This is a genomic window from Chromobacterium sp. FG22, from assembly GCF_057809415.1.
On the sequence record NZ_JBMDJX010000012.1, the window covers coordinates 60,051 to 79,797 of the forward strand.

Below are 19,747 nucleotides of genomic sequence, written 5' to 3' on the forward strand. Positions count from 1 at the left end.
TCATGCTGACTTTGATTACGGGTGAACCTGGGGCGGGTAAAACAGCGCTGGCTGTGTCTATGCTGATGGAGGAGATGGGAGAGCGGCCCGTTTTTGTTATGGGCATTCCAGAATTAAAGGTTCCGCATGAACCTACGCCGCCGGTTGCGGAGTGGACTACGGTTCAGCCGTTGCCTGAAGATCCTTCTATCATGCGGCCTGTTTTCACTTTCCCGCCGAACTCAATCATTCTCGTCGATGAAGCGCAGAATGTTTACCGTCCTCGTTCTGCTGCCAGTAAAGTACCTGATATTGTTGCGGCATTTGAAACGCACCGTCATACCGGCGTTGATTTTTGGCTTATTACTCAGGGCCCGCATTTAATCGACTCAAACATAAAAAGCCTTGTGGGTCGACATGTTCATATCCGTAATATGCCTACGGGTCGAAAGCTTTATGAGTGGTCCGAGTGTGGTGATCCGAAAAGCAAGGCGAGTCGTGATGTAGCGGCTAGACGTAGTTACAAGCTGCCCAAAAAAGCTTTTTCGATGTACAAAAGCGCTTCGTTGCACTTAAAGCAATCGAAGCGTATTCCTCTTTATGTTTTTGTGGTTTATGGCGGCATTGCGCTTTCTTTGTTTCTTGCGTATCGCATTTATACTCGCGTATTTGCAGACAAGCCTCCGGTTGAGTCGGTTTCTCCGCCGAAGGTTCACGGGCAGGAACAAGCAGGGGGCGCAGTGACACAGGCGCAGCCGGGGGCACTGCAACCGCCTGCGGTGACTGCGGTTTCGATATATGAGGCTGAGAACCCCCGCATTGCTGGACGGCCTGAGACAGCGCCCATTTATGACTCACAGCGGCAAATAAAGGCTATGCCTATTGTTGCCGGTTACATCGCAAGCAAGGGCCGCTGTAGGGCGTTTACACAGCAAGGAACGATTGTTCCTATGAGTGAAGAACAGTGCAGGGCAGAAATGAACGCGCCTCGCTTTAACCCGTATATCGAAGCGGCTTCACAAATTGCGCCGGCTCCTATGAAAGTTTCTAAAGTAGAGGATTTCAAGAAATGACAGGCCTTCTGATTATTATTGCTATTTGTTGGGCCGCACTTCTAGTTCATATTCTTTTGAGGTGACTTATGCCTTTGTATGCAATTGCATTTTGTTGGTTTGTGATGTGTTTTGCGATTCTTGCAATCATTATTAAAATAATCAACTATGAAGCTCGGGGGTGATATGGCTTGTAATTTCTATCGTTGTCGTCGATATGAAGCCATTTATTCTAAACCCCATACTTATCGACTTCATTTCTTAATTTTTTATCTTCCTGTTCACGGCTTTATTTATGAATGTTCATTTGAAGGAAATGGCCGGGTTTTAACTAGAACTTCTTGGCATAGCAAGAGATTTCCTTTTCGTGGTTTTTGTTGCAATGGAATTCGAGAATATGATTTATATTGAATCCCGTTGTTAAATCGCAACGGAAAATAAATAATTGGAGAATTTCAATTAAATAACTTCCATTATTCGTTACCATAACGGATAATGAATTATCTAAACGGAGGTTACGCAAATGGCTAAAGACATGAATGACAGCGCAACGCTTGAATTGATTCCGGTTGCTAAGAAACGTGGCCGTCCATCTAGTGGCAAAGCATTAACGAATGCGGAGCGTCAGCGCCGTTTTAGGGAAAGCAAAAAGGACAGGGTTCAAATAGATTTGTCTAATGACGATTGGGCGCGATTGTCTGCTATTCTTCAATCACTTTATGAGAGCGATTTGGATCATCCTCGCCAGCTTAGATACGCGCATATTGTTGAGCAGGTTTATATGTCGGGGATGATGTATCGTAATGTGTCCATGCCTGACTGGTTTGAAGAAAAGCGTTACAAAGAACCCGTTACTGTAACGGAAAGTCAACACGCCCAAGAAAGCGTTACCGTAACGGAAATTGATGCTCCTGAGGACATGCCCGTTACCGTAACGGAAAAGCCACGTACTAAGAAGGCGCTGGCCCAGGTACAGACCCCGTCGAAAGAACCCGTTACCGTAACGAAATCTAGACCCAAAGCTGTAATTGAAAAGAAAGCCACTTTAGCCGGTCGTCCTGTTCTTGTTGACGGTGTAGTCGTTGGATATGCGCGTCGCTCTTCTGGCTCTGTTCGTAGTTCTTGGCTGTTGTTTTATGAAGCTTCCTTTATTTTTGGTGGTTCCTCTTTTAAAGAGTTTTCTCATGTGGAAGATGTTAGGCAGGCTGCCGTTGCTGCATATTGCCGTTTTGTTCCTAATTTCTCGCGCATTACGGACGGTTCCAATTATAATTAGCGTTATCGTAACGAAAACTCCGCGCGTAAAAATGCCCAGGTGCTTGCCCTGGGCTTTTTTGTATCTATTCCACGTTACCGTAACGAAAATCATCAGCCAAGATCGATCCGGCCCCCTTCCTGTAGACCTCCTGTAGCTTCCTCATGCGCTTGCTTCCGTAGCCCCGCGAAGCGCCCCTAGGGGCCCCATGCGGGCGGTTTGTGCCCGCCGTGGGGGTAGGGGGACTAGCCCGGCTTGCCGGGCGTAGTAGGGCGTCTAAGCTTGCTTCACATCAACCCCATTGGGGTGTATGCTTTATTTATCTTGAATGAAAAACCCCCAGTTCTGCGCCAACAGAGACTGGGGGGTGTTGCGAACACGACAGATACAGGCTGCCATGCACACCGAAACTATATACCCGGAAGGTCCGATTTCCAAGCCCCTGAGCCGTCAGGACGCGAAGCGTCCGCATGGGCTTGTCTTATATTCAACAAGTGCGACGCACGAGCAGCGGTTCTTTGAAGCGCGTGCTAGCCGCCTCAAACGCATGAAAAGGACGGTGATCACATCGGCCCGCATTCATGCCGAACACGTCTCAGCGAAGGGCTTCAGAAAGCCCAAGGCGGCAATGCTGACTCTCACATACCGTCCAGACGCCGATTACAGCCCTCGTCACGTTTCTGACCTGCTTGAGCGCGTGCGTAAGTGGCTCAAACGGCGCGGCGTCCATCAGCTGCGGTATGTGTGGGTTTTGGAGCTGACAAAGGCCGGCAAGCCGCATTATCACCTTGTGTTTTTCCTGCCGCGTGGCCTGACGCTGCCCAAGCCTGATAAACAGGGCTGGTGGCCGCATGGGTCTACGCGGATCGAGTGGGCGCGCAACGCGGTGGGCTATCTTGCGAAATATGCGAGCAAGGGCGGGGATGGTTGGCAGCTTCCGGCTGGCGCTAGGCTCTACGGCGCCGGGGGCTTTACAGATGATCAGCGTGAGGAACGCGCTTATATACTTGCCCCTGGATGGATTAGGGCCGTGTGGGACAGTAAGGACTTCAAGGTACGTCGTGCGGTCGGCGGTGGCTGGATCAGCTTGGCTACGGGTGTGTGGATGGCTTCGCCGTTCATTGTTCAGTTTGACGGCAAGCGTAGAGGCGTTACGGTAACGCCAATGGATGTGAAAACGTTCGTGTCCGTTGCTCACGATACCTGGCGTGAAGACATCGGCTTACGCGATTTCGTTCGTGAGTGTCTTGAAGGCGGTGGGAAAGTCGTTCAACTTGGTCAGAAACAAGTGACCGGGTCACTCCGTAGTCCTATGTTTGGAGATGACCCGGACACGCCGGAATATTGGCAAAAGCTTGGCCGCTTGTATTGCAAAGCGATTGAAGCGATGGGCCGCGACGATCTGCGCTTTCATGAGTCGCAGCTTGATCGAGAGTGGGCCTCCTTTTTTTCTGCGTCTCATGGTTCGCATAATGTATATTATGTCAAATTTTGGAAAAATACGACGCAGGGTATACAGGCTGCTCCAACGGTTCAATTCCCTGACTTTCCATCGTTGTGGGTTCGAGCAACAACTGTCCGCAGCAAAATGAAACGCAATCTACCGTGGTGTGAGTTCCCGTGCAGCCCTGATGACTTGATCAGGGCTGTTTGTTTTCGTGACGTAACGGAAATTGCCGCTGAGACTGGCTCACAAAGCGTCGACAGTGCTAGGTAAGCAGTTCGGTTCATTCTGGACGATGGCCAAGCGCTCATTTGTCCAGCGACTGGCGAGCGCATCAACTACGAAGAAGTCGCCCTAATGCGGGACTATCGTCGGGCCAAGCGCCTTGCCGTACAACAAGCGGAGCTGATCGAACGGCTCATGATTGAACGGGACTTCTACCGCGAGAACTGCCACCGTTAGGCCGCTATGCGGCCCGAAGGCGGCGCGACGCCAACAGGTTGCAACGCCCTACTACGCTCGGCCAAGGCCGAGCTAGTCCCCCTATCCCTTCCTGGATAAGAACGTCCAGGCGGGGCCCCTAGGGGCGCGCGAGCGCGGGGCTGGCCATGGGCGATCGCTCTACACGGTTTTTACTGTCTGCAAAAGAGCCGGGGGCGTGGCTTCCCTAAATTTTCGTTACGGTGACGAATAAGACGAATTTGCAGGCAGAGTTTATTCGTATAGCATCGTCGTTAACGTAACGTGATGAGAAAAAGCATGACAACAATCGTCATCATCTTCATCTTGATGGCTATCGCAGCTATAGCGATGAGTGGCGCGAAGAAAAGCAAAGCACCCAAGCGCTCATTCAACGATGTAACAAGCCCCAGGCAGTTCGGCTCAGCGAGGTTCAAAATCAAAGGGAAAACTCTGCTCACACAGCGTGAGCAAGAGTGCTTTAACCGCCTGACAAAAAGCCTTTCCCCTGACTTCCTCGTTTTTCCTCAAGTAGCCTTTAGCCAGATTATCGACACTGAAGGGGGAAGCAAATTCGACAACGAAGGGCTGCGCAGAACAATGAGCCAGAAGGTAGCTGACTTCGTGATCTGCAAGACAGACCTCACAATGATCGCGATCATCGAGCTTGATGACAGGTCGCACATTGGGAAAGAGGATAAAGACAGGCAAAGAGATTCGATCATCAGGCAGATAGGACTCATGCCGCTACGGATCCCAAGAACACCCCCTCAAAGAACACTGGACGAGTACGCTAACGTGCTTAGAAAAATGCACCCCAAGGAAGAAAGGACGCTTGAGCGTGCTTGAATACTTTATGTGGAGAGGTGCTGTGATGAAACGGTTAGGTGCCGCCATAGCATTAGCTTGCACTGTGTCACAGGCCGGGGTAATCGAGTGCACAGACAAAAATGGTAGAAGCGTGCTGACAAACGAGGCCACTTGCCCTGCAGGAGCAACATTCAAGCGCCAAATGAAAAATGGTGACGAGCCCCTAAGGACGTTCCCGCCGGCGTCCAGGCCTGCGCAACGACCGAACTTGCAAGCCGGCGTACTGGAGTGCTACGTGGGAGACTCTCAAATCATGTACACGACAGCACAATTTTGTCCGCCTGGAACACGCTTCAAGGGCATCAACTTCAATACACGTGATCCAAGCATCGCTGTCATGCAAGGGCGGCAAAACGAGCCAGTTATCCAGGCCAAGCGGAGCTGTGAGACGCTTAAGCAGCTAAGAAACTACTACGATCGAATGCTTGACCCAGGAATGAACAAAGAGCCGGACACAATGCAAAAGCTCAGAGATGCACAAAAAGAGATGCATGAGAATGGTTGCAGGATCTGAAGCCAGGACGAAGTAAAGAGGAAAAAAGCCCAGGGACAGACCTGGGCATTTTTACGTGTGGAGTTTTCGTTCCAAGACGGTCACGTGACTGGAAGGGGAATGCTCTAGTCTGCTGTGATGTAGTAGGTCTCTGGCGTGTCTATTATTTTTTCATCAATTGCTGAGATGATGCCTACCTTCATGGCCTCTTGCGGGGTAAATGTTACCTTGTTTGATTCGCTATAAAGAATATTATTAATTTTTTGGCTGTCCAACGACGTACATTTTTTATAGGCGGTTTTGAACACGTTATTGAATCGTTCATTTTGCTTGACTAGTTGTTTGAGGGTATCGGGCCTTAGTTCGCCTTTATATTCGATAAAAGACGGGTGTAAGTAGATACTGGCTTCGCGCAAAGCTCTCCTATCTCTCGCCGCACATAACATTAACGTTGCCGATGAGCCCACTGTGGTCATGGCAACAGTTGTGACTGTTTTTTTTGAACTTCGAATAGCTGCGGCTGCCATCAAACCGGAGTCCATGTCGCCGCCATAGCTATTTATATAAATATTTATCCGGTCAACATGATCGTTGGCGTTGGCGTCGTCGATTGCTTTTGTCAGTTCGCTGACGGACGAAATTTTCATGTCGCCGCTATAGAATATTTTGGCGTGTCTGACGGTGTTATCCGCGGAGGCTGCTGTACCAATAAGTGAAAAAGCTAAAATTCCAATTTTTTTTAGCATGCTTCATCTCCTGTCTTTTTAGGCCGTTGGTAGTAATGTAGTCCTTCACTTCACCGTCACCGCAGCTCGGTCACGTGACAGATCTGGTGTGACTCATCCAGGATCTGTCACACCAAGAGGGTCACGTGACTGCCTGGGAAGGTGTCGCGGCCAGCAAGTCACAGTGACGATCCTGGTAACAGCCAACCGCAGTTGGTCACAACGTGACTGAGCTCGAACGAATGACGTCGACATGGTCGCGTTTACGCTGCTGGCGCTTACGACAAGCTGGCTTTGCTAAACGTGCCCTGCCCTCAACTTCACGGCCACAACCGCACTGACACACACGAACATCATCAGAACCACGCAGTGACAAAATGCCGGAGGCCATCATCCTGGCCATATCAACCGGCACACCATTACCGACGGCACGGTAACGCGCGCCAAGAGTAAATGCTGGTAAATCTATGCCATCGCGCAAGCCTTGCAACTGACAGAAGCGAAGCCAATCACGCTTACCCAGTTGTGAGCCTTCGCTTGCAGTACAACACGGCTCAACGTCAGTACGAACAGGAAGACGCTTCACGGTAAGTACAAGGCCGTCACAGTGGCCGAACTGAAAATGCCGCAACCGATTCTGCTGCAAACCGCATTCCGATGCGTTGATATCAATGCGCTGGTGACTGTAGCCCGGCAACACCATGTCCGGTACACCGGCAACATTTTCCATGAGCCACCAGGTCGGGCGGGCCTCAAGCACAACGCGACGGAACTCGGCAAGCATTTCAAGGCCGTAGCCGGACGGCTCAGAGCGGCGGGCTTTGCTGAAATCAGGGCACGGCGGACCACCGATGACACCATCAAAACGACCAGCAACAACCCTAAATTGCCGGATGTCACTGCCATAAATGAGGTCAGGTCCACGAACAACCGAGAAGCCCTCAGCTTCAAATCCTCGGCCCAGAAGATCAACGCCAGGAAAAAGGCTCAAGACGAGCTGTGACGGAGCTGCTGGCAAAGCTACCTGGTCAGTCACAAGTACCCCAAAACAGTAAAAACGTGATGGTTCAGTGTGACTCTCCTGGTGTGACTTGTCCAGAGTGAGTCACGATCAAGAAGTCACAGCTTACTGAAAGTCCAGCTATTTACCTTTTAACCGGTCAAAGAGCCACCATCATGGAGATCTTGCTTTACTCCATCCCCGGCAGCAGATTTTGTGGCGGCCGTGGCGAGTCGCAATAGGCATAAACTTGACGATAACCAAGCTGTCGGAAGAGCCGCGCAGGAGCAGCTTTGAAGACTGACCCACTCAGGGTTGTCAATCAGGTCGCCGGTTTCCATGTCCCTGCCCGACTTCCCGACCACACCCGAATCCATGAGCGGCAAAGTCGGCTCGACTTCCTCGGTCTCGGGGTTAGGTCGACCCGGGTGCAGCGGCGAGATCGAGGTGTAATCGATGAAAGCGGACAGGCTGGCCGAGAAGCGAAGACAAAGCCGGTACGACAGACAAAAACGAAGGGCTTGGACTTTGTCGTCTAGCCAATGCATGACCGGTGTGCGGACGATGGACGACTTCGCCTGCATCATGGTCGCCAAAATTTTGGGTATTGACGGCATGATCGTCATCGCCGACAGATGGCACGCGAGAAAAATCAAGCACGTAAGGACGTTGGGGAAGACCTGCGAAAAAAGATGGGCGCCCGCGCCCTGGGCGGGCTGGCGGCGGAGGCGATGCTGATGGGGAGTCTATGTGCTGACAATGCTAGTGCGCCACATTTGATGTCAAATGCATTATTAAAGCGTTATTGCAACACGCCATTTGTATATTGCGTCAAATAAAGGAAGCTAGGGGAAGCTCTCCACGTTCTTCGCCGCCTTCATCATCAAGCCCTCTCCGTCAGAACCTGCCATCTCACCGTGCCGCCCAACTGGTCGGTTTGCGTCTGATCGGCGTCGATGCCGATCCCGTTCACCGGCTGAGGCACCAGGGTCTGCACCATTTGGTAGCCCCGTTGCGGGATCTCCGGCACGCTGCTGCAAGATTGCCAGTAATGCTGGAAAGGCAATTCATACAACTGCGCTCCGCTCAATCCCGCGTCGGACCCTACATACAAGCCTGGCGCGTAGCCCGCGGCGGAAACCGCTTCAAACCATTGCGAACAATAGTCGGCCACATCCTGCGCCGCCGTCCCGTCCGCCACACCTTCCAGATCGCACCAGATGTTCACGCCGGGCAATAATCCGACCGTTTTCGCATGCGCGGCGGTGTTCTGGCCGTCGCTTTTGCCCATGGCCGCATTCGGCGACCAGCCGGGCTCTCTCACATGTTGCACGGCCATCAAGGCCAGGCCCGCTTCAAGAATATCCTGCGCTTCGCTTGCGGACAGGTCTGAGGCGTACTCATCGGACCCTAGCGAGAGATAACGAACGCAAAATTGGTAGCCGGAGGCGGCGAACTGCCGGGCAAGCTCCAGGGACAGCGGCGTATCGGCGTCAAATCCACGCGCGCCGGCCGGAGCGGCTTCAACGCAGATTCCGCTTGGACTGTAAGAGGCGTTCATCTTCTTGGTCCCACGCAAAAAAACAACACTCATCAGCATAAGCCAGGCGGCGTCTTGCGCAGTGGCCATTGGGATGGTTGCGTCCTGGAATGACTATGTTTCGTTTTGACGCTTGGTCGCGGGCTTGTGAAAACAATCCGGCGGCGGGTTGCCCTTGATGGCGGCGCTGTAGATTTTTCTGGCCAGCGCGAAATCGGACTCGCCGTAACGCGATGGGTCAGCTTTCAGCGCCTGCTCCAACATATTGGTCAGGTGGGCCCATTCCTTATCATTTAACGTTACGGTGACGGTATTTGCCCGGTACTTTCGTTGCCGTTCCGCCCCGGACATTGCAAGGCCGGTACTAGGGCGGCCGCGCTTCCTGCCTGCGGCGGCTTCGCCTTGCCACTGTTCTTCCTTCATTGCCCGCCCTCCTCTATCCGTTTGTGCCTGTTGGTCCAAGTTAATTATGCGTCACTGTGACGGAAATTCAAAATTATCGTCACCGTAACGCAAATTGTGCTCTTGGAGGCTCTGTCGCTTGGCGCTTTTGCCCGTTACTTCGCCCGGTATGCATAATTAATTCAATGAATATATGGTATTGAGATGCTATTTTTTTTGTTTTTGGATTAAAATTTGGAATAAAGTAAATATGTGACAGGTATTTGCATGGCATTTTATTTGTCGAGTTCGCCCTCTCGGGCGATAACCAGCAACACTGGCTGCGCGCAGCCGGAAGCAACGATCTAAATGACCAACAAAAACATAAAACTACATAATCAACGGCTGCCCCAGCACCTGCTGCGGGCCAGGGAATCGGTGATGGCTTACTTCCGCCCGATCCTCAACCGTTACGGGGTGACAGAGCAACAGTGGCGCATTCTGCGAGTGCTGGAGGACTTTGGCGATCAGGAGGCCGGCGTTATCGCGGACCGGGCTTGTATCCTGCCGCCAAGCCTGACCGGCATCCTGGTCCGCATGGAAAAAGCGGGGCTGATCCATCGTCAGCGCGACCATGTGGACAGCCGACGTCTGATCATTTCAATGTCGCGGGACGGCCGTGACCTGATTCAACAGATCTCCCCGCTGGCGGAAGACTGTTATCGCCAGATAGAAAGCCATTTGGGCCAGGAAAAGCTGAGCCAGTTGCTGGGCTTGCTGGATGACCTGGAGAAGCTGCCGGCGCCGCGCGCCGGTTGATCAGAACTCCGGGCCCGGGGCGGGTTCCGCCTCGGGCTCGGGCAACCTCGCCGCCGGATCTTGGCGGTAGAACAAGACAAGCTGCTCGTACAGCTCCGGACAGTCCAACTTGAGATGGTGCGGCAGCTCGAAAAAGGCTTCGCTCAACACGGCGAAGAACTCGGCCGGGTTCTCCGCCGCGTACGGGTCCAGCCAGCCGGGATCGATGCCGCGGTCCAGCATGCGGCACAACAAGCGATAGCCTCGGGACCAGACGCGGCTCCATTGCGCCTGTTGCATGCCCTTGTGCAAGGGCGGCGAACCGTTGGCCGGGCCGTTGAGCATGTCCAGCTTGTGCGCCACTTCGTGAATTACCACGTTCCAGCCGTCCAGCTGCTCGGAAGCGCGCGCGTCCGGCAGCGACAACACCACCGGGCCGTCCTGACGGGCCTGGCCTATCAGCACGCTCTCGCTCTCATGCTGCAGGCCTATGCCGTCCATCCAGATGTCGCGCGCGACAAACGGCGACGGGTACAGCACCACGTCGTTCCAGCCGCTCAGGGCGGCTTTGCCCAGATTCATGGCGGGCAGCGCCATTTGCAGGGCCACGCTGGCGCATGAGCGGGCGCTTAAGCGCACCCCGTCTTGGCCAGAGAAGCTTTTGCTGCGCAAAACCCAGGCCGCCAGTTCGATCAGGCGCGATAGCTCCGCCTCGTTCAGCCCCGCCAGCAGCGGCATGCGCGCGGCCTGCTCTCGCAGCGCGGCCATCGTTTCCGGAGCGGTTTTGCCGGATAGCGCGCGGCGAATCCACTCAATCACCATGAACTCTCGTCCCGTTTTATCGTCTCTCATACTCTGAGGGCGATTTCGCGCATTTCAATGCGCGTCCCATCCGATCCGTCGCAAGACGTCAACATTCCGCTTTCGCTGCGCCGGCTCAGGCTGGCGCGTCAGTCAAAATCAAAAAATAAACGGGGGAATTATCATGAGCCTGCCTTGGCAAACGCTGGCGCTCAATCCTTTGGCGGCATTCGGCGTGCTGTTGTCGCTGGGCGTGATTGGCGGCCAGATCGCCGTGCGGGTGGCGCGTCTGCCCGCCATCGTCGGTTATGTGCTGACCGGCTTGCTGATTGGTCCGCACAGCCTGCGGCTACTGGACGAGCAACTATTGCAGCAAGCGTCCATCTTCGTGCACCTGGCCTTGGGCATTGCGCTGTTTGAGGCCGGGCGCCGCGTGGATTTGCGCTGGCTGCGGGTGGAACGCACCTTGTTGCTGACCACCTTGTTCTATTGCCTGCTGACCTTGCTTGGCCTGTTCGCCGCCTTGCAGCTGTTCGGCCTGGGTCTGGCGGCCAGCCTGATGCTGGCCGCGCTGGGCGTGGCCACTTCGCCGGTGGTCACGCTGGAGATTGTGCGGGAGTCTAACGCGGACGGCCAGGTCAGCGAACGCCTGCTGGTGGCCACGGCATTGTCCAATCTGCTGGCCCTGCCCTGCTTCGCGCTGGCCTTGTCCTATGGCCATCTGTCCGGCAACAACGGCGTGGAAAGCGGCATTCTGCTGCCGGGCTGGCTGACCTTGGCCTCCTGTGCGCTGGGCCTGTTGGCCGGTCTCGCGGCAATCCAGCTTAATCGCTGGCTGGGCGGCCGGCAGCGGGAATCGCAGAAAGTCATGCTGCTCGGTTTGATCGCGCTGGTGGTCGGCGTGGCGGACATGCTGCAGGTCTTGCCGTCCCTGGCCTTGCTCACGGCCGGTCTGGCCACGCGCAACCTCAAGCACGGCCATACCGTGACCGAACGCGGCATCATGTCGTCCGCCCATATCTTTACCGTGGCGTTCTTCGTGGCCGCCGGCGCGCAACTGGCGCCGCAGTCACTGGCGCAGTTCTGGCCGGTGGCCCTGGCCTGCCTGCTGCTGCGCACCGGCTTCGCTGTGTTGATCTGGTGGCTGGCGGCTGGAGCCAATGGCCTGCCCAAGCGCCACGGCGCCTGCCTGGGCTTGGCGCTGAACTCCTGGTCCGGCGGCACTTCGCTGTTGATGAGCTTGGGCGCGATTTCCCTGGGCGCCGCCGCGGGAAACTTCAGCGGAGTGATGATGGCCATCCTGGTGATCAATGAATTGTGCGCGCCGGTGCTGACCCGCCTGGCCTTGAAGCTGGCCGGCGAAACCCGGCCGCAGGAGTGAGACGATGCTGGAATTCAACCGCAGTCAGCCGCTGACCCTGGGGGTGGAGCTGGAGCTGATGATTCTCAATCGGCGCGATTACGATCTGACCCGCGGCTCGGACGATTTGCTGTTGCAGGTGAATCGCCTGCAGCACGGTTTCGACATCAAGCCGGAAATCACCCAGGGCATGATTGAGATCGGCACCGCCGTGCACAGCGATGTCAACAAGATGCTGGAGGAGATTCTGGCCATCCGCGAGCTGCTGGTCAGCAGCGCGCGCAAACTGAATCTGGGCCTGGCCGGCGGCGGCTCGCATCCGTTCCAGCATTGGGACGAGCAACGCATCTACCCCAAGGAACGCTATCACCTGGTGTCCGAGCTGTACGGCTATCTGGCCAAGCAGTTCACCGTTTACGGCCAGCACATCCACATCGGCTGCCCGGACGGCGACAGCGCGGTGCGCCTGACCCATTATCTGGCGCGCTACATTCCGCACTTCATCGCGCTGTCCGCGTCTTCTCCGTTTTACCAGGGGGTGGACACGCTGTTCCAGACCTCGCGGCTGACCAGCGTCAACGCCTTCCCGCTGTCCGGCTGCATGCCTTGCGTCAACAACTGGGCACAGTTCAACGACTATTTCCGGCGCATGGCCAACCTTGGGATTGTCGCCAGCATGAAGGACTTTTACTGGGACATCCGGCCCAAGCCGGAGTACGGCACGGTGGAAATCCGCATCTGCGACACGCCGCTGTCGGTGGAGACGCCAGTGCTGCTGGCGGCTTACGCGCAGATGCTGGCGCACCGCTGTCTGAGCGAACGCCAGGACGAGGTGTGTCAGGAACATTATCTGACGTATAGCTACAACCGCTTCCAGGCCTGCCGCTTCGGCTTTGACGGCATGCTGGTGGATGCCGGCAACAATAGCCAGATCGGACTGCAGGAGGATTTGCTCAATACCTTGAATCAGCTGGAGCCGCAGGCCGAGGCGCTGGGCAATCAGGCGCAGTTGACCGCCTTGCGCCAGCGGGTGTTGAAGCGGCAGTCCGACAGCGCCTGGCTGCGGCAGGTGTTCGACGACAGCGGTTCTTTGTCCGAGGTGGTGCGCCGGCAAAGCGAACACTGGATGTACGCGGCGCCGGGAGTGGGCGTAAACTGAGGGGCTCAAACCTTAACCAAGCCGCCATGCCATTCGACCTGCCCGCCCTGCCCGATCCCGCGCTGCCTGCCCGCTACTGCATTTTCGAAGGGCCCAAGATCCTGTTGCTGGACCAGGCCCTGCCGGATGACCGCGCGCGCGCCTGGCCACTGGCCCAGATCCTGTTCATCGGCGTGCATGAGGAACACAATCTGTTTCTGGCGGAACTGGTGGGCGCTCCGCCGGCCGGCTGCGAGTGGCTGGCCCTGCGCCCGGCCTTGCTCAGCCTGCCCTCCGGGCTAACGCCGGCCATCGCCCGCGCCGCGCAAATCCGCCAGTTCCAGCGCACTCATCGTTATTGCGGCCGTTGCGCCGGGCCGCTGCTTCAGCGGCCGGACGATAGCGGCAAACGCTGTTCCAGCTGCGGCCAGCTCTACTATCCCAAGCTGTCGCCGGCGATGATGGTGGTAATCCATCGCGGCCGGCAATTGTTGCTGGCGCGCAGCCCTCATTTCGTCCCCGGCGTCTACAGCGCGCTGGCCGGCTTTGTCGAGCCCGGCGAAACCCTGGAGGAATGCGTGCACCGCGAGGCGTTTGAAGAGGTGGGCGTGCGCATCAAGAATCTGCGCTACGTCTGCTCTCAATCCTGGCCCTTTCCCCACTCGCTGATGCTGGGTTTTACCGCGGAGTACGACAGCGGCGACATCCAGCCTCAGGAGGGCGAGATCGAAGACGCCGGCTGGTTCGACATCGACGCCCTGCCGCAAACGCCGACGCCCATCTCCATCGCCTATCAATTGCTGAATCACACCGTGGCGTGGCTGCGCGCGCGGGACGAGGGGCGGGCCTAGCTGCTTAGCCGTATGGCGGACGGCCTCCGTCTCGCCCCCGCGCTACACTCCTATCCATCTTTCCATCACAAGCAGGCCGGCGCGCCTGCTTGATCCTCCACATCATTTTGACGCTGTCCCCGTCTACTTCCTCCGCGCTCTCCCGCCGCCGCCCATCGGCGAATGCTCAATGGCTCTCCATTCTTGTATATAAGTTTTTCTACTCATATCTATAAATACAAAAAGTAATGCTGATATAAGCGCAGTGATAAGCTTTAGTCATAGCCAAAGCGACGCGACTCCCGCCTGCAAGGGGACATCTCGTCGAATTCAATGAAATACGGCGGCGATGACGCAGGCCGGCCTCCCTCCTCAGGCCAAATCACCGCGCCGCACAAGGAGCGCAAAATGAAAATCCGCATGCTTGCCTTATCCCTCTTGCTGGCCTGCGCCGCCAACGCTTCCCTGGCCAGCCCAACTCAATGCGAAAACAAAGACTACGCCTTGCAATTGCTGGGCTCGGGCGGGCCGATCTCCGACGACGGCCGCGCTTCGTCCGCCTCGCTGATCTGGTGGAAGGGCAAGCCGGTGGCGCTGATAGACGCCGGCGGCGGCGCCTTTCTGCGCTTCGGCCAATCCGGCGCGCGGCTGGAAGACGTCGGCTTCATCGGCCTCACCCACTTTCACACCGACCATGTATCGGACTTGCCCGCGCTGCTTAAGGGCAGCTACTTTTTCAGCTCGCCCCGCGCCATTCAGATGTCCGGCCCAACGGGCGGCGCCGGCTTTCCCAGCCTGAGCGGCTTCATGAACGCCCAGTTCAACGCCAAAAGCGGCGCTTACGCCTATCTGTCCGGCCTCTACTCCGGCCAGGGCGACATCCCGCTCAAGGTCTCGCTGTCCAATGTGGACTACCGCAAGACCACGCCGACCACGGTGTATGAAAAAGACGGCGTCCGCATCAGCGCGCTCGGCATTCCGCACGGCGACGTGCCCTGCCTCGCTTATCGGATCGACACCAAGGACGGCAGCATCGTCGTCTCCGCCGATCAGAACGGCGGCAACCCTCGCTTTATCGATTTCGCCAAGAACGCGGACATTCTGGTGATGCCGCTCGCCATCGACGAGCAGGCGGACCCCGCTTCCGCCTTCCTACACGCCAAGCCGTCCGTCGTCGGCCGCATCGCCGCCGCGGCGAAGCCCAAGCAGCTGGTGCTCAACCATTTCATGGGCAAGGGCCTGCGGCTCAAGGAGCAATCGATCTCCATCGTCCGCCGTTATTACCCAGGCCCGATCCACGCCAGCCGCGACCTTTCATGCTTCCAGGCGCATTGAGCGCCGCCATCCCAAAGGAGAACCGACATGAAAAAACAGATCATTCTTTCCATCGCCATGACATCCTTGCTCGGTCTGAGCGCCGAAGCCGCATTGGCGGCGGACGCCAGCCAGCCGGCGCAAGCGGTGAAAAGCCAAAGCGGCCATGGCGGCAAATGCGCCAGCGGCAAGTGCGGCACGGTGAAGATGTATGAGAAAGCCCCTCTCCGGCACGATCCGCAAGATCAATTGGTGCGCGCCCGCGACGGCAAGTGCGGCAAGACCGGCCAAGGCGTCCACTCCGACCAAACCGGCAAGGGAAAAATGGTGGAGGGCGTATGCGGACAATAAATCAACAGGCCGTCGGCGTGGGGCTGCGCGCCGAACATGCCCAATGGCTGGCCGATCACCCCCCGCAGCCTGAAATCGACTTCCTGGAAATCACGCTGGAAAACTGGATGGACATCGGCGGCCGCAAACGCGAACAGCTGGACCGCCTGGCGGAGAAATACCCGTTGATCTCGCATGGGCTCAGCCTGTCGATAGGCGACGAGCTGCCGCTGGACGCGGACTATCTTCAGCGCGCCAAGCGCTTTCTCGACCGCTATCGCATCCGCCTGCACGGCGACCACCTCAGTTACTCCCGTGATCGGCAAGGTTATTTGTACGAACTGCTGCCGATCCCCCGCGGCGAAGCGGCCGCGGCGCGCGTCGCCGCCAAGATACGCCAGGTTCAAGACCTCCTGGATCGACCCTTGATCCTGGAAAACATCAGCTACTACCACGCCCACGCCGGCCAGATGGAGGAAGCGGACTTCATCCGCGCCGTTGTCGAACAAAGCGGCTGCCAATTGCTGCTGGACATCAACAACGTCTACGTCAACGCCTGCAACCACGGCTACGACCCGCGACGCTTCATCGCCGATCTGCCGTCCCAGGCCATCCGCTACTTCCACATCGCCGGCCACTGGCGCCGCGACGACGGCATCTTGATCGACACCCACGGCGCGGCCGTATGCGAAGAGGTGCTGGAACTGGCCCGGCACGCCGTGGCTTTGCACGGCTCCCGCCCGCTGCTGCTGGAGCGCGACAACCAGTTGCCGCCGTGGCTGGAACTATGCGAAGAAGCGGCCGCGCTGCGGCGCCGCATCCACCTGCCGGCGGCCCAGGCCGCCTGAGCGCGGCAAAGGAGACATCATGAACGCGATATCGGACATCGAAACCTTCAGCCGGCGGCTGCGGGGCGGCCCTGAGGCCTTGGGCGAGCGTTCCGTCGAGCTTTACCGCCAGTTTCTGCGCGGCAATGTCGAGGAAGTGCTGAGCCATGTCTTCCCCTTGTTCTGCGCCAGGCTGTCGGCTGAGCAGCTGCGCGGCCGCATCGACGACTTTTTGGCGGGCCACGCCTCGTCCAGCCCCGAGTTCCACCACATCGCCACCGAGTTTCTCTGTTTCTCCCAAGCCGGCCTGCCCGCGGATCTGCGGCAATGCCTGGAATACGAGTGGCTGCTGTTCAGCGTGGAAATAGAAGAGGCCGTCGTGACGCCGCCCTCCGCCGGGCTGGCGACGGAAAGCTCCGTTTTCTCGCTCAATCCCACGCTGGCCTGCGTTGAACTGCAGCTGGACTTCGCCGGGCTTGCCGGCCCTTACGCCATCTTCCGCGACGCCCGGCATCAGGTGATCCGGAAACCGCTGAGCGCCTTAGATCGCTGGCTGCTGGAGGCCTTGCGGACGCCTTGCGCCTATCCGGCGCTGTCGGCCGAAGTTCCGCCCGACACGCTCTGGACCTGGCTCAAGGAAGCGCTCGCCACCGGCTTGATACAGATGCGCGACATGCGCGCGCCGGCGTCCGACGCCGGCCGCCCAATATGAGGAATACGAAAATGATTGCCAAGATAATGAATGGTTTCGACCGGGCGCTTGCGGCTTGCAAGCAATACGACTTCATCGCCCTGCTGGGCGTCCGCCTCTATCTGCTGCCGGTGATCTATGTCGGCGCCCATTCCAAGGTGGTCGGCTTCAGCGCGGCGGTGAGCTGGTTCGGCGCTCCGGCCAGCGAAGGCGGCCTGGGCCTGCCCTTCCCCGTGCTGTTCGCCTTTCTAGCCGCGGCCACCGAGGTGCTGGGCCTGGTCTGCATCGCGCTCGGCTTGTTCACCCGGGTGATGGCCATCCCCATGATGGTGCTGATGAGCGCGGCCAGCGCCATGGTGCACCTGCCGCGCGGCTGGCTGGCCATTGCCGCCAAGGACATGGAGTCCAGCCAGCGCTTGGCCGGCTTCCTGTCCTGGCTGGCGGAGAACTTCCCCGGCCGTTACAACTACATCACTGAACTGGGCGACCCGGTCATCCTGAACAACGGGATGGAGTTCGCCGCCACCTACTTCGTCATGCTGTTGGTGCTGTTCTTTTACGGCGGCGGCCGCTACGTCAGCGCGGATTACTGGCTGCGCAAGCGCTTTGCCGCTTAAAAGCGTTTCAAAATCCGCTGCGCTTCAAGCCGAGAGCGTTCTCGGAATGAGCGCTCGCCTGCCGGCCAATGATGGCCGCCCGTCTTTTGGTCAGTTCGAACAAGCATGCCGGCCGCCTATAACAGGCAGTAGCTGGCATCCTCATGTCGGCCTCCTGTTATGACCATGAGCCCCAGCCTGATTTGGCTGGGGTCTTTTTATGCCCTCGAAAAAAGGGGCCTATCCCCTGATGGCAAGATGGTGGCCGACTAAAATGACGCAAATTGAAAATGCGATCGAGTCATAGGCAAGCAAGAATTGATAGGCATTGCTGCCGGCATACGAAAGAAAGGCGTATCCGGCAGAAACCAAGAGCATCCCAAAGAATTTTTTCTTGCTTCTTTTGCTTGGGCCCTTATCGTAGTAAGCGAAAAAATTGGCCAAAGCGCTGGTGAAGGCGGCCCCGTATACCGTCCAACTGGAAGAGGTGCGGGCCTCGTAGATCGCGAGGCTGTTCAGCGCACACAGGGTGGCTTGCAAGAAACCTGCTCGCCCGGCTTTCCAATTTAAATGAAACTGCAGTTCCCTTTGGGTCTGTAACCACAGCCAGCCAATTCTTGCCGTTGCAAAATTCCAGCACTCTCTAAAAGCCATAAGGTCGAACTGCAAGTTCGGCGCCCATGGAAAGTTCTGATTCAGAATTCTCAGCGTTTCGGCCGCGCTTGTCTCGATATCGACTCTCATTCCTTCCGGAGTGAGGAAATTGCCATCTCCAGTCATTTGTCAGTCTCCCATAAGGGGTGCGTCAAATTAACGATTGGCGTGCCGATTAATGTCGCCGTTACATCAATAAGTAGCCGACTAAAGTATTTTTTCTACAGAAACAATGCTTTATGACGGCTTGTAGGGATGATGACGATTCTTGGCTAAAGAAGTATGGGGAAAAAGCGTAACAATGCGCGAAGCGGCGGGGCGGCGATATTTTGGCGCAGTGGGAAATATCAGCCAACGTGGCCGGCACTCCCCTAAAACGCACCAAGGGCTTATAGAGAAAACTCTATAAGCCCTTGATTTTATTGGTGCCGGCGGCAGGAATCGAACTCGCGACCCCCTGATTACAAGTCAGGTGCTCTACCAACTGAGCTACACCGGCGAAGAGAGGCGTATTATGTCTTGCCTCAATGGCTTTGGCAAGCCGTCAGCGCGTCTTTTTCGGCGCCTTTTTATGCGCCTTCTTCACGCTTTTTCCTACCTTTTTGTTTTTGCTGATTTTTTTAGCGGGCGCCTTGGCCTGCGGCGCGCGCTTTGCGGTTTTGGCTGCGTGACGCGGCTTTTTGGCCGTCGATTTTTTGACGGTCGATTTTTTTGTTGCCGGCTTGGCCGCCGCCTTGCCGTGACGCGTCTGCTTGGCGCTAATGGCCTTGGCCTGACGCTTGCCCTGCTTCGCGGATTTCGCCTTGGCCTTGCCTTTGGCCTGGCGAGCAGGCTTGGCTTGCTCTTTGGCGCGCGCCGGTTCCGCCGCCTGAACGGTTTTGGCCGGCGCGGCCTTGCGCGCAGGCTTGCTCGCCGGCGCCATCTGCACGTCGCCGGGCAAAGGCATGTCTTCGGGTTCGGCCAGGCTGGCCGGGCTGATCAACGCCAGGCTCAAGGCCAGCGCAATGGTGTGCGTCGCGAATTTCATGATCGGGGGTCTAATGCTCTCTGGGATGAAACGGGCCGCGCTTTGCGCCGCCAAAACCCGCATACTAGCACGGGGTTTCCCGCGCCCTGGCGGAAATTGACGAAGGCGGGCAAAGTCCAATCCGCCGCGCGGACTGATATTTATTGCCGCAGTGCGCCATCGCCGCCTCACATATGCTATACC

22 protein-coding genes and 1 tRNA gene are annotated in these 19,747 nt (G+C 57.0%); 14 read left to right on the plus strand and 9 right to left on the minus strand.

What is annotated here, in order from left to right; translation table 11 throughout:
• Nucleotides 1-2: 2 nt before the first annotated feature.
• From ACODSD_RS13520 to ACODSD_RS13540, 5 genes are all read left to right on the plus strand, one after another.
• A complete protein-coding gene (locus ACODSD_RS13520; protein ID WP_488877577.1) occupies nucleotides 3-1,052 on the plus strand; it encodes a zonular occludens toxin family protein in 1,050 nt (349 codons plus the stop codon).
• Between the two features lie 502 nt (nucleotides 1,053-1,554).
• Nucleotides 1,555-2,307, plus strand: coding sequence for a hypothetical protein (locus ACODSD_RS13525; protein WP_488877578.1), 753 nt, complete (start codon nucleotides 1,555-1,557; stop codon nucleotides 2,305-2,307).
• Between the two features lie 376 nt (nucleotides 2,308-2,683).
• Nucleotides 2,684-4,003 carry a rolling circle replication-associated protein gene (locus ACODSD_RS13530; protein WP_488877579.1) on the plus strand — a complete coding sequence of 440 codons (1,320 nt, stop codon included), beginning with the start codon at nucleotides 2,684-2,686 and terminating at the stop codon, nucleotides 4,001-4,003.
• 486 nt (nucleotides 4,004-4,489) lie between these two features.
• Nucleotides 4,490-5,038: a DUF2726 domain-containing protein gene (locus ACODSD_RS13535; protein WP_488877580.1), complete on the plus strand. Its 549-nt coding sequence runs from the start codon at nucleotides 4,490-4,492 to the stop codon at nucleotides 5,036-5,038.
• A 256-nt stretch (nucleotides 5,039-5,294) separates the two neighbouring features.
• A complete protein-coding gene (locus ACODSD_RS13540) occupies nucleotides 5,295-5,573 on the plus strand; it encodes a hypothetical protein (RefSeq protein ID WP_488877581.1) in 279 nt (92 codons plus the stop codon).
• A gap of 104 nt (nucleotides 5,574-5,677) precedes the next feature.
• Here the strand turns inward: ACODSD_RS13540 and ACODSD_RS13545 are convergent, their stop codons facing one another.
• The 5 genes from ACODSD_RS13545 to ACODSD_RS13565 all read right to left on the minus strand — a co-directional run bounded on the left by ACODSD_RS13545 (nucleotide 5,678) and on the right by ACODSD_RS13565 (nucleotide 9,240).
• Nucleotides 5,678-6,298, minus strand: a complete 621-nt coding sequence (locus tag ACODSD_RS13545; protein WP_253314278.1) for an ATP-dependent Clp protease proteolytic subunit — start codon at nucleotides 6,296-6,298, stop codon at nucleotides 5,678-5,680.
• 196 nt (nucleotides 6,299-6,494) lie between these two features.
• Nucleotides 6,495-7,313 carry a DNA cytosine methyltransferase gene (locus ACODSD_RS13550; protein WP_488877582.1) on the minus strand — a complete coding sequence of 273 codons (819 nt, stop codon included), beginning with the start codon at nucleotides 7,311-7,313 and terminating at the stop codon, nucleotides 6,495-6,497.
• A 116-nt stretch (nucleotides 7,314-7,429) separates the two neighbouring features.
• On the minus strand, nucleotides 7,430-7,903 hold the full coding sequence (locus tag ACODSD_RS13555; RefSeq protein ID WP_488877583.1) for a hypothetical protein: 474 nt from the start codon (nucleotides 7,901-7,903) through the stop codon (nucleotides 7,430-7,432).
• A gap of 257 nt (nucleotides 7,904-8,160) precedes the next feature.
• Nucleotides 8,161-8,907 (minus strand): DUF1906 domain-containing protein, encoded by a 747-nt coding sequence (locus ACODSD_RS13560; protein ID WP_488877584.1) that lies wholly within the window; start codon nucleotides 8,905-8,907, stop codon nucleotides 8,161-8,163.
• Between the two features lie 24 nt (nucleotides 8,908-8,931).
• Entirely contained in the window at nucleotides 8,932-9,240 is a 309-nt protein-coding gene (locus ACODSD_RS13565; protein ID WP_488877585.1) for a hypothetical protein, read from the minus strand.
• Nucleotides 9,241-9,567: 327 nt separating this feature from the next.
• Between ACODSD_RS13565 and hpaR the strand changes: the two genes are divergently transcribed.
• Nucleotides 9,568-10,017, plus strand: a complete 450-nt coding sequence (hpaR, locus tag ACODSD_RS13570) for a homoprotocatechuate degradation operon regulator HpaR (RefSeq protein ID WP_227108364.1) — start codon at nucleotides 9,568-9,570, stop codon at nucleotides 10,015-10,017.
• Here hpaR and ACODSD_RS13575 read toward each other — a convergent pair whose 3' ends face one another.
• Complete coding sequence (locus ACODSD_RS13575) at nucleotides 10,018-10,818, minus strand: M90 family metallopeptidase (protein WP_235088692.1); 801 nt, start codon at nucleotides 10,816-10,818, stop codon at nucleotides 10,018-10,020.
• Nucleotides 10,819-10,981: 163 nt separating this feature from the next.
• Between ACODSD_RS13575 and ACODSD_RS13580 the strand changes: the two genes are divergently transcribed.
• The 8 genes from ACODSD_RS13580 to ACODSD_RS13615 all read left to right on the plus strand — a co-directional run bounded on the left by ACODSD_RS13580 (nucleotide 10,982) and on the right by ACODSD_RS13615 (nucleotide 17,904).
• Nucleotides 10,982-12,178, plus strand: a complete 1,197-nt coding sequence (locus ACODSD_RS13580) for a cation:proton antiporter (protein WP_488877586.1) — start codon at nucleotides 10,982-10,984, stop codon at nucleotides 12,176-12,178.
• Between the two features lie 4 nt (nucleotides 12,179-12,182).
• Nucleotides 12,183-13,316 (plus strand): YbdK family carboxylate-amine ligase, encoded by a 1,134-nt coding sequence (locus ACODSD_RS13585; protein ID WP_107800002.1) that lies wholly within the window; start codon nucleotides 12,183-12,185, stop codon nucleotides 13,314-13,316.
• 26 nt (nucleotides 13,317-13,342) lie between these two features.
• Nucleotides 13,343-14,146, plus strand: coding sequence for an NAD(+) diphosphatase (gene nudC, locus ACODSD_RS13590; protein ID WP_227108358.1), 804 nt, complete (start codon nucleotides 13,343-13,345; stop codon nucleotides 14,144-14,146).
• A gap of 387 nt (nucleotides 14,147-14,533) precedes the next feature.
• The gene (locus ACODSD_RS13595; RefSeq protein ID WP_488877587.1) at nucleotides 14,534-15,460 is read left to right on the plus strand and encodes an MBL fold metallo-hydrolase; all 927 of its coding nucleotides are present in this window, start codon (nucleotides 14,534-14,536) and stop codon (nucleotides 15,458-15,460) included.
• A gap of 27 nt (nucleotides 15,461-15,487) precedes the next feature.
• Nucleotides 15,488-15,790 (plus strand): hypothetical protein, encoded by a 303-nt coding sequence (locus ACODSD_RS13600; protein ID WP_488877588.1) that lies wholly within the window; start codon nucleotides 15,488-15,490, stop codon nucleotides 15,788-15,790.
• Complete coding sequence (locus ACODSD_RS13605) at nucleotides 15,778-16,617, plus strand: MbnB/TglH/ChrH family RiPP precursor modification enzyme (RefSeq protein WP_488877589.1); 840 nt, start codon at nucleotides 15,778-15,780, stop codon at nucleotides 16,615-16,617. The genes ACODSD_RS13600 and ACODSD_RS13605 overlap by 13 nt, the downstream gene beginning before the upstream one ends.
• 19 nt (nucleotides 16,618-16,636) lie before the next feature.
• A complete protein-coding gene (locus ACODSD_RS13610; protein ID WP_488877590.1) occupies nucleotides 16,637-17,308 on the plus strand; it encodes an HvfC/BufC family peptide modification chaperone in 672 nt (223 codons plus the stop codon).
• An 11-nt stretch (nucleotides 17,309-17,319) separates the two neighbouring features.
• On the plus strand, nucleotides 17,320-17,904 hold the full coding sequence (locus ACODSD_RS13615; RefSeq protein WP_227108348.1) for an HvfX family Cu-binding RiPP maturation protein: 585 nt from the start codon (nucleotides 17,320-17,322) through the stop codon (nucleotides 17,902-17,904).
• Nucleotides 17,905-18,123: 219 nt separating this feature from the next.
• Here ACODSD_RS13615 and ACODSD_RS13620 read toward each other — a convergent pair whose 3' ends face one another.
• The 3 genes from ACODSD_RS13620 to ACODSD_RS13630 form a co-directional block, all read right to left on the minus strand.
• Nucleotides 18,124-18,663: a hypothetical protein gene (locus ACODSD_RS13620; protein WP_227108347.1), complete on the minus strand. Its 540-nt coding sequence runs from the start codon at nucleotides 18,661-18,663 to the stop codon at nucleotides 18,124-18,126.
• A gap of 297 nt (nucleotides 18,664-18,960) precedes the next feature.
• Nucleotides 18,961-19,036 (minus strand) — tRNA-Thr (locus ACODSD_RS13625).
• Between the two features lie 45 nt (nucleotides 19,037-19,081).
• The gene (locus ACODSD_RS13630) at nucleotides 19,082-19,627 is read right to left on the minus strand and encodes a hypothetical protein (RefSeq protein ID WP_253314272.1); all 546 of its coding nucleotides are present in this window, start codon (nucleotides 19,625-19,627) and stop codon (nucleotides 19,082-19,084) included.
• Nucleotides 19,628-19,747 lie beyond the last annotated feature (120 nt).

Excerpts from the sequence above, each read along its gene's own strand:
- ACODSD_RS13520 (WP_488877577.1), top strand. The coding sequence starts at position 3 with ATGCTGACTTTGATTACGGGTGAACCTGGGGCGGGTAAAACAGCGCTG.
- ACODSD_RS13525 (WP_488877578.1), top strand. The coding sequence starts at position 1,555 with ATGGCTAAAGACATGAATGACAGCGCAACGCTTGAATTGATTCCGGTT.
- ACODSD_RS13530 (WP_488877579.1), top strand. The coding sequence starts at position 2,684 with ATGCACACCGAAACTATATACCCGGAAGGTCCGATTTCCAAGCCCCTG.
- ACODSD_RS13535 (WP_488877580.1), top strand. The coding sequence starts at position 4,490 with ATGACAACAATCGTCATCATCTTCATCTTGATGGCTATCGCAGCTATA.
- ACODSD_RS13545 (WP_253314278.1), bottom strand. The coding sequence starts at position 6,298 with ATGCTAAAAAAAATTGGAATTTTAGCTTTTTCACTTATTGGTACAGCA.
- ACODSD_RS13555 (WP_488877583.1), bottom strand. The coding sequence starts at position 7,903 with ATGACGATCATGCCGTCAATACCCAAAATTTTGGCGACCATGATGCAG.
- ACODSD_RS13560 (WP_488877584.1), bottom strand. The coding sequence starts at position 8,907 with ATGGCCACTGCGCAAGACGCCGCCTGGCTTATGCTGATGAGTGTTGTT.
- ACODSD_RS13565 (WP_488877585.1), bottom strand. The coding sequence starts at position 9,240 with ATGAAGGAAGAACAGTGGCAAGGCGAAGCCGCCGCAGGCAGGAAGCGC.
- hpaR (WP_227108364.1), top strand. The coding sequence starts at position 9,568 with ATGACCAACAAAAACATAAAACTACATAATCAACGGCTGCCCCAGCAC.
- ACODSD_RS13575 (WP_235088692.1), bottom strand. The coding sequence starts at position 10,818 with ATGGTGATTGAGTGGATTCGCCGCGCGCTATCCGGCAAAACCGCTCCG.
- ACODSD_RS13580 (WP_488877586.1), top strand. The coding sequence starts at position 10,982 with ATGAGCCTGCCTTGGCAAACGCTGGCGCTCAATCCTTTGGCGGCATTC.
- ACODSD_RS13585 (WP_107800002.1), top strand. The coding sequence starts at position 12,183 with ATGCTGGAATTCAACCGCAGTCAGCCGCTGACCCTGGGGGTGGAGCTG.
- nudC (WP_227108358.1), top strand. The coding sequence starts at position 13,343 with ATGCCATTCGACCTGCCCGCCCTGCCCGATCCCGCGCTGCCTGCCCGC.
- ACODSD_RS13595 (WP_488877587.1), top strand. The coding sequence starts at position 14,534 with ATGAAAATCCGCATGCTTGCCTTATCCCTCTTGCTGGCCTGCGCCGCC.
- ACODSD_RS13600 (WP_488877588.1), top strand. The coding sequence starts at position 15,488 with ATGAAAAAACAGATCATTCTTTCCATCGCCATGACATCCTTGCTCGGT.
- ACODSD_RS13605 (WP_488877589.1), top strand. The coding sequence starts at position 15,778 with ATGCGGACAATAAATCAACAGGCCGTCGGCGTGGGGCTGCGCGCCGAA.
- ACODSD_RS13610 (WP_488877590.1), top strand. The coding sequence starts at position 16,637 with ATGAACGCGATATCGGACATCGAAACCTTCAGCCGGCGGCTGCGGGGC.
- ACODSD_RS13615 (WP_227108348.1), top strand. The coding sequence starts at position 17,320 with ATGATTGCCAAGATAATGAATGGTTTCGACCGGGCGCTTGCGGCTTGC.
- ACODSD_RS13620 (WP_227108347.1), bottom strand. The coding sequence starts at position 18,663 with ATGACTGGAGATGGCAATTTCCTCACTCCGGAAGGAATGAGAGTCGAT.
- ACODSD_RS13630 (WP_253314272.1), bottom strand. The coding sequence starts at position 19,627 with ATGCGGGTTTTGGCGGCGCAAAGCGCGGCCCGTTTCATCCCAGAGAGC.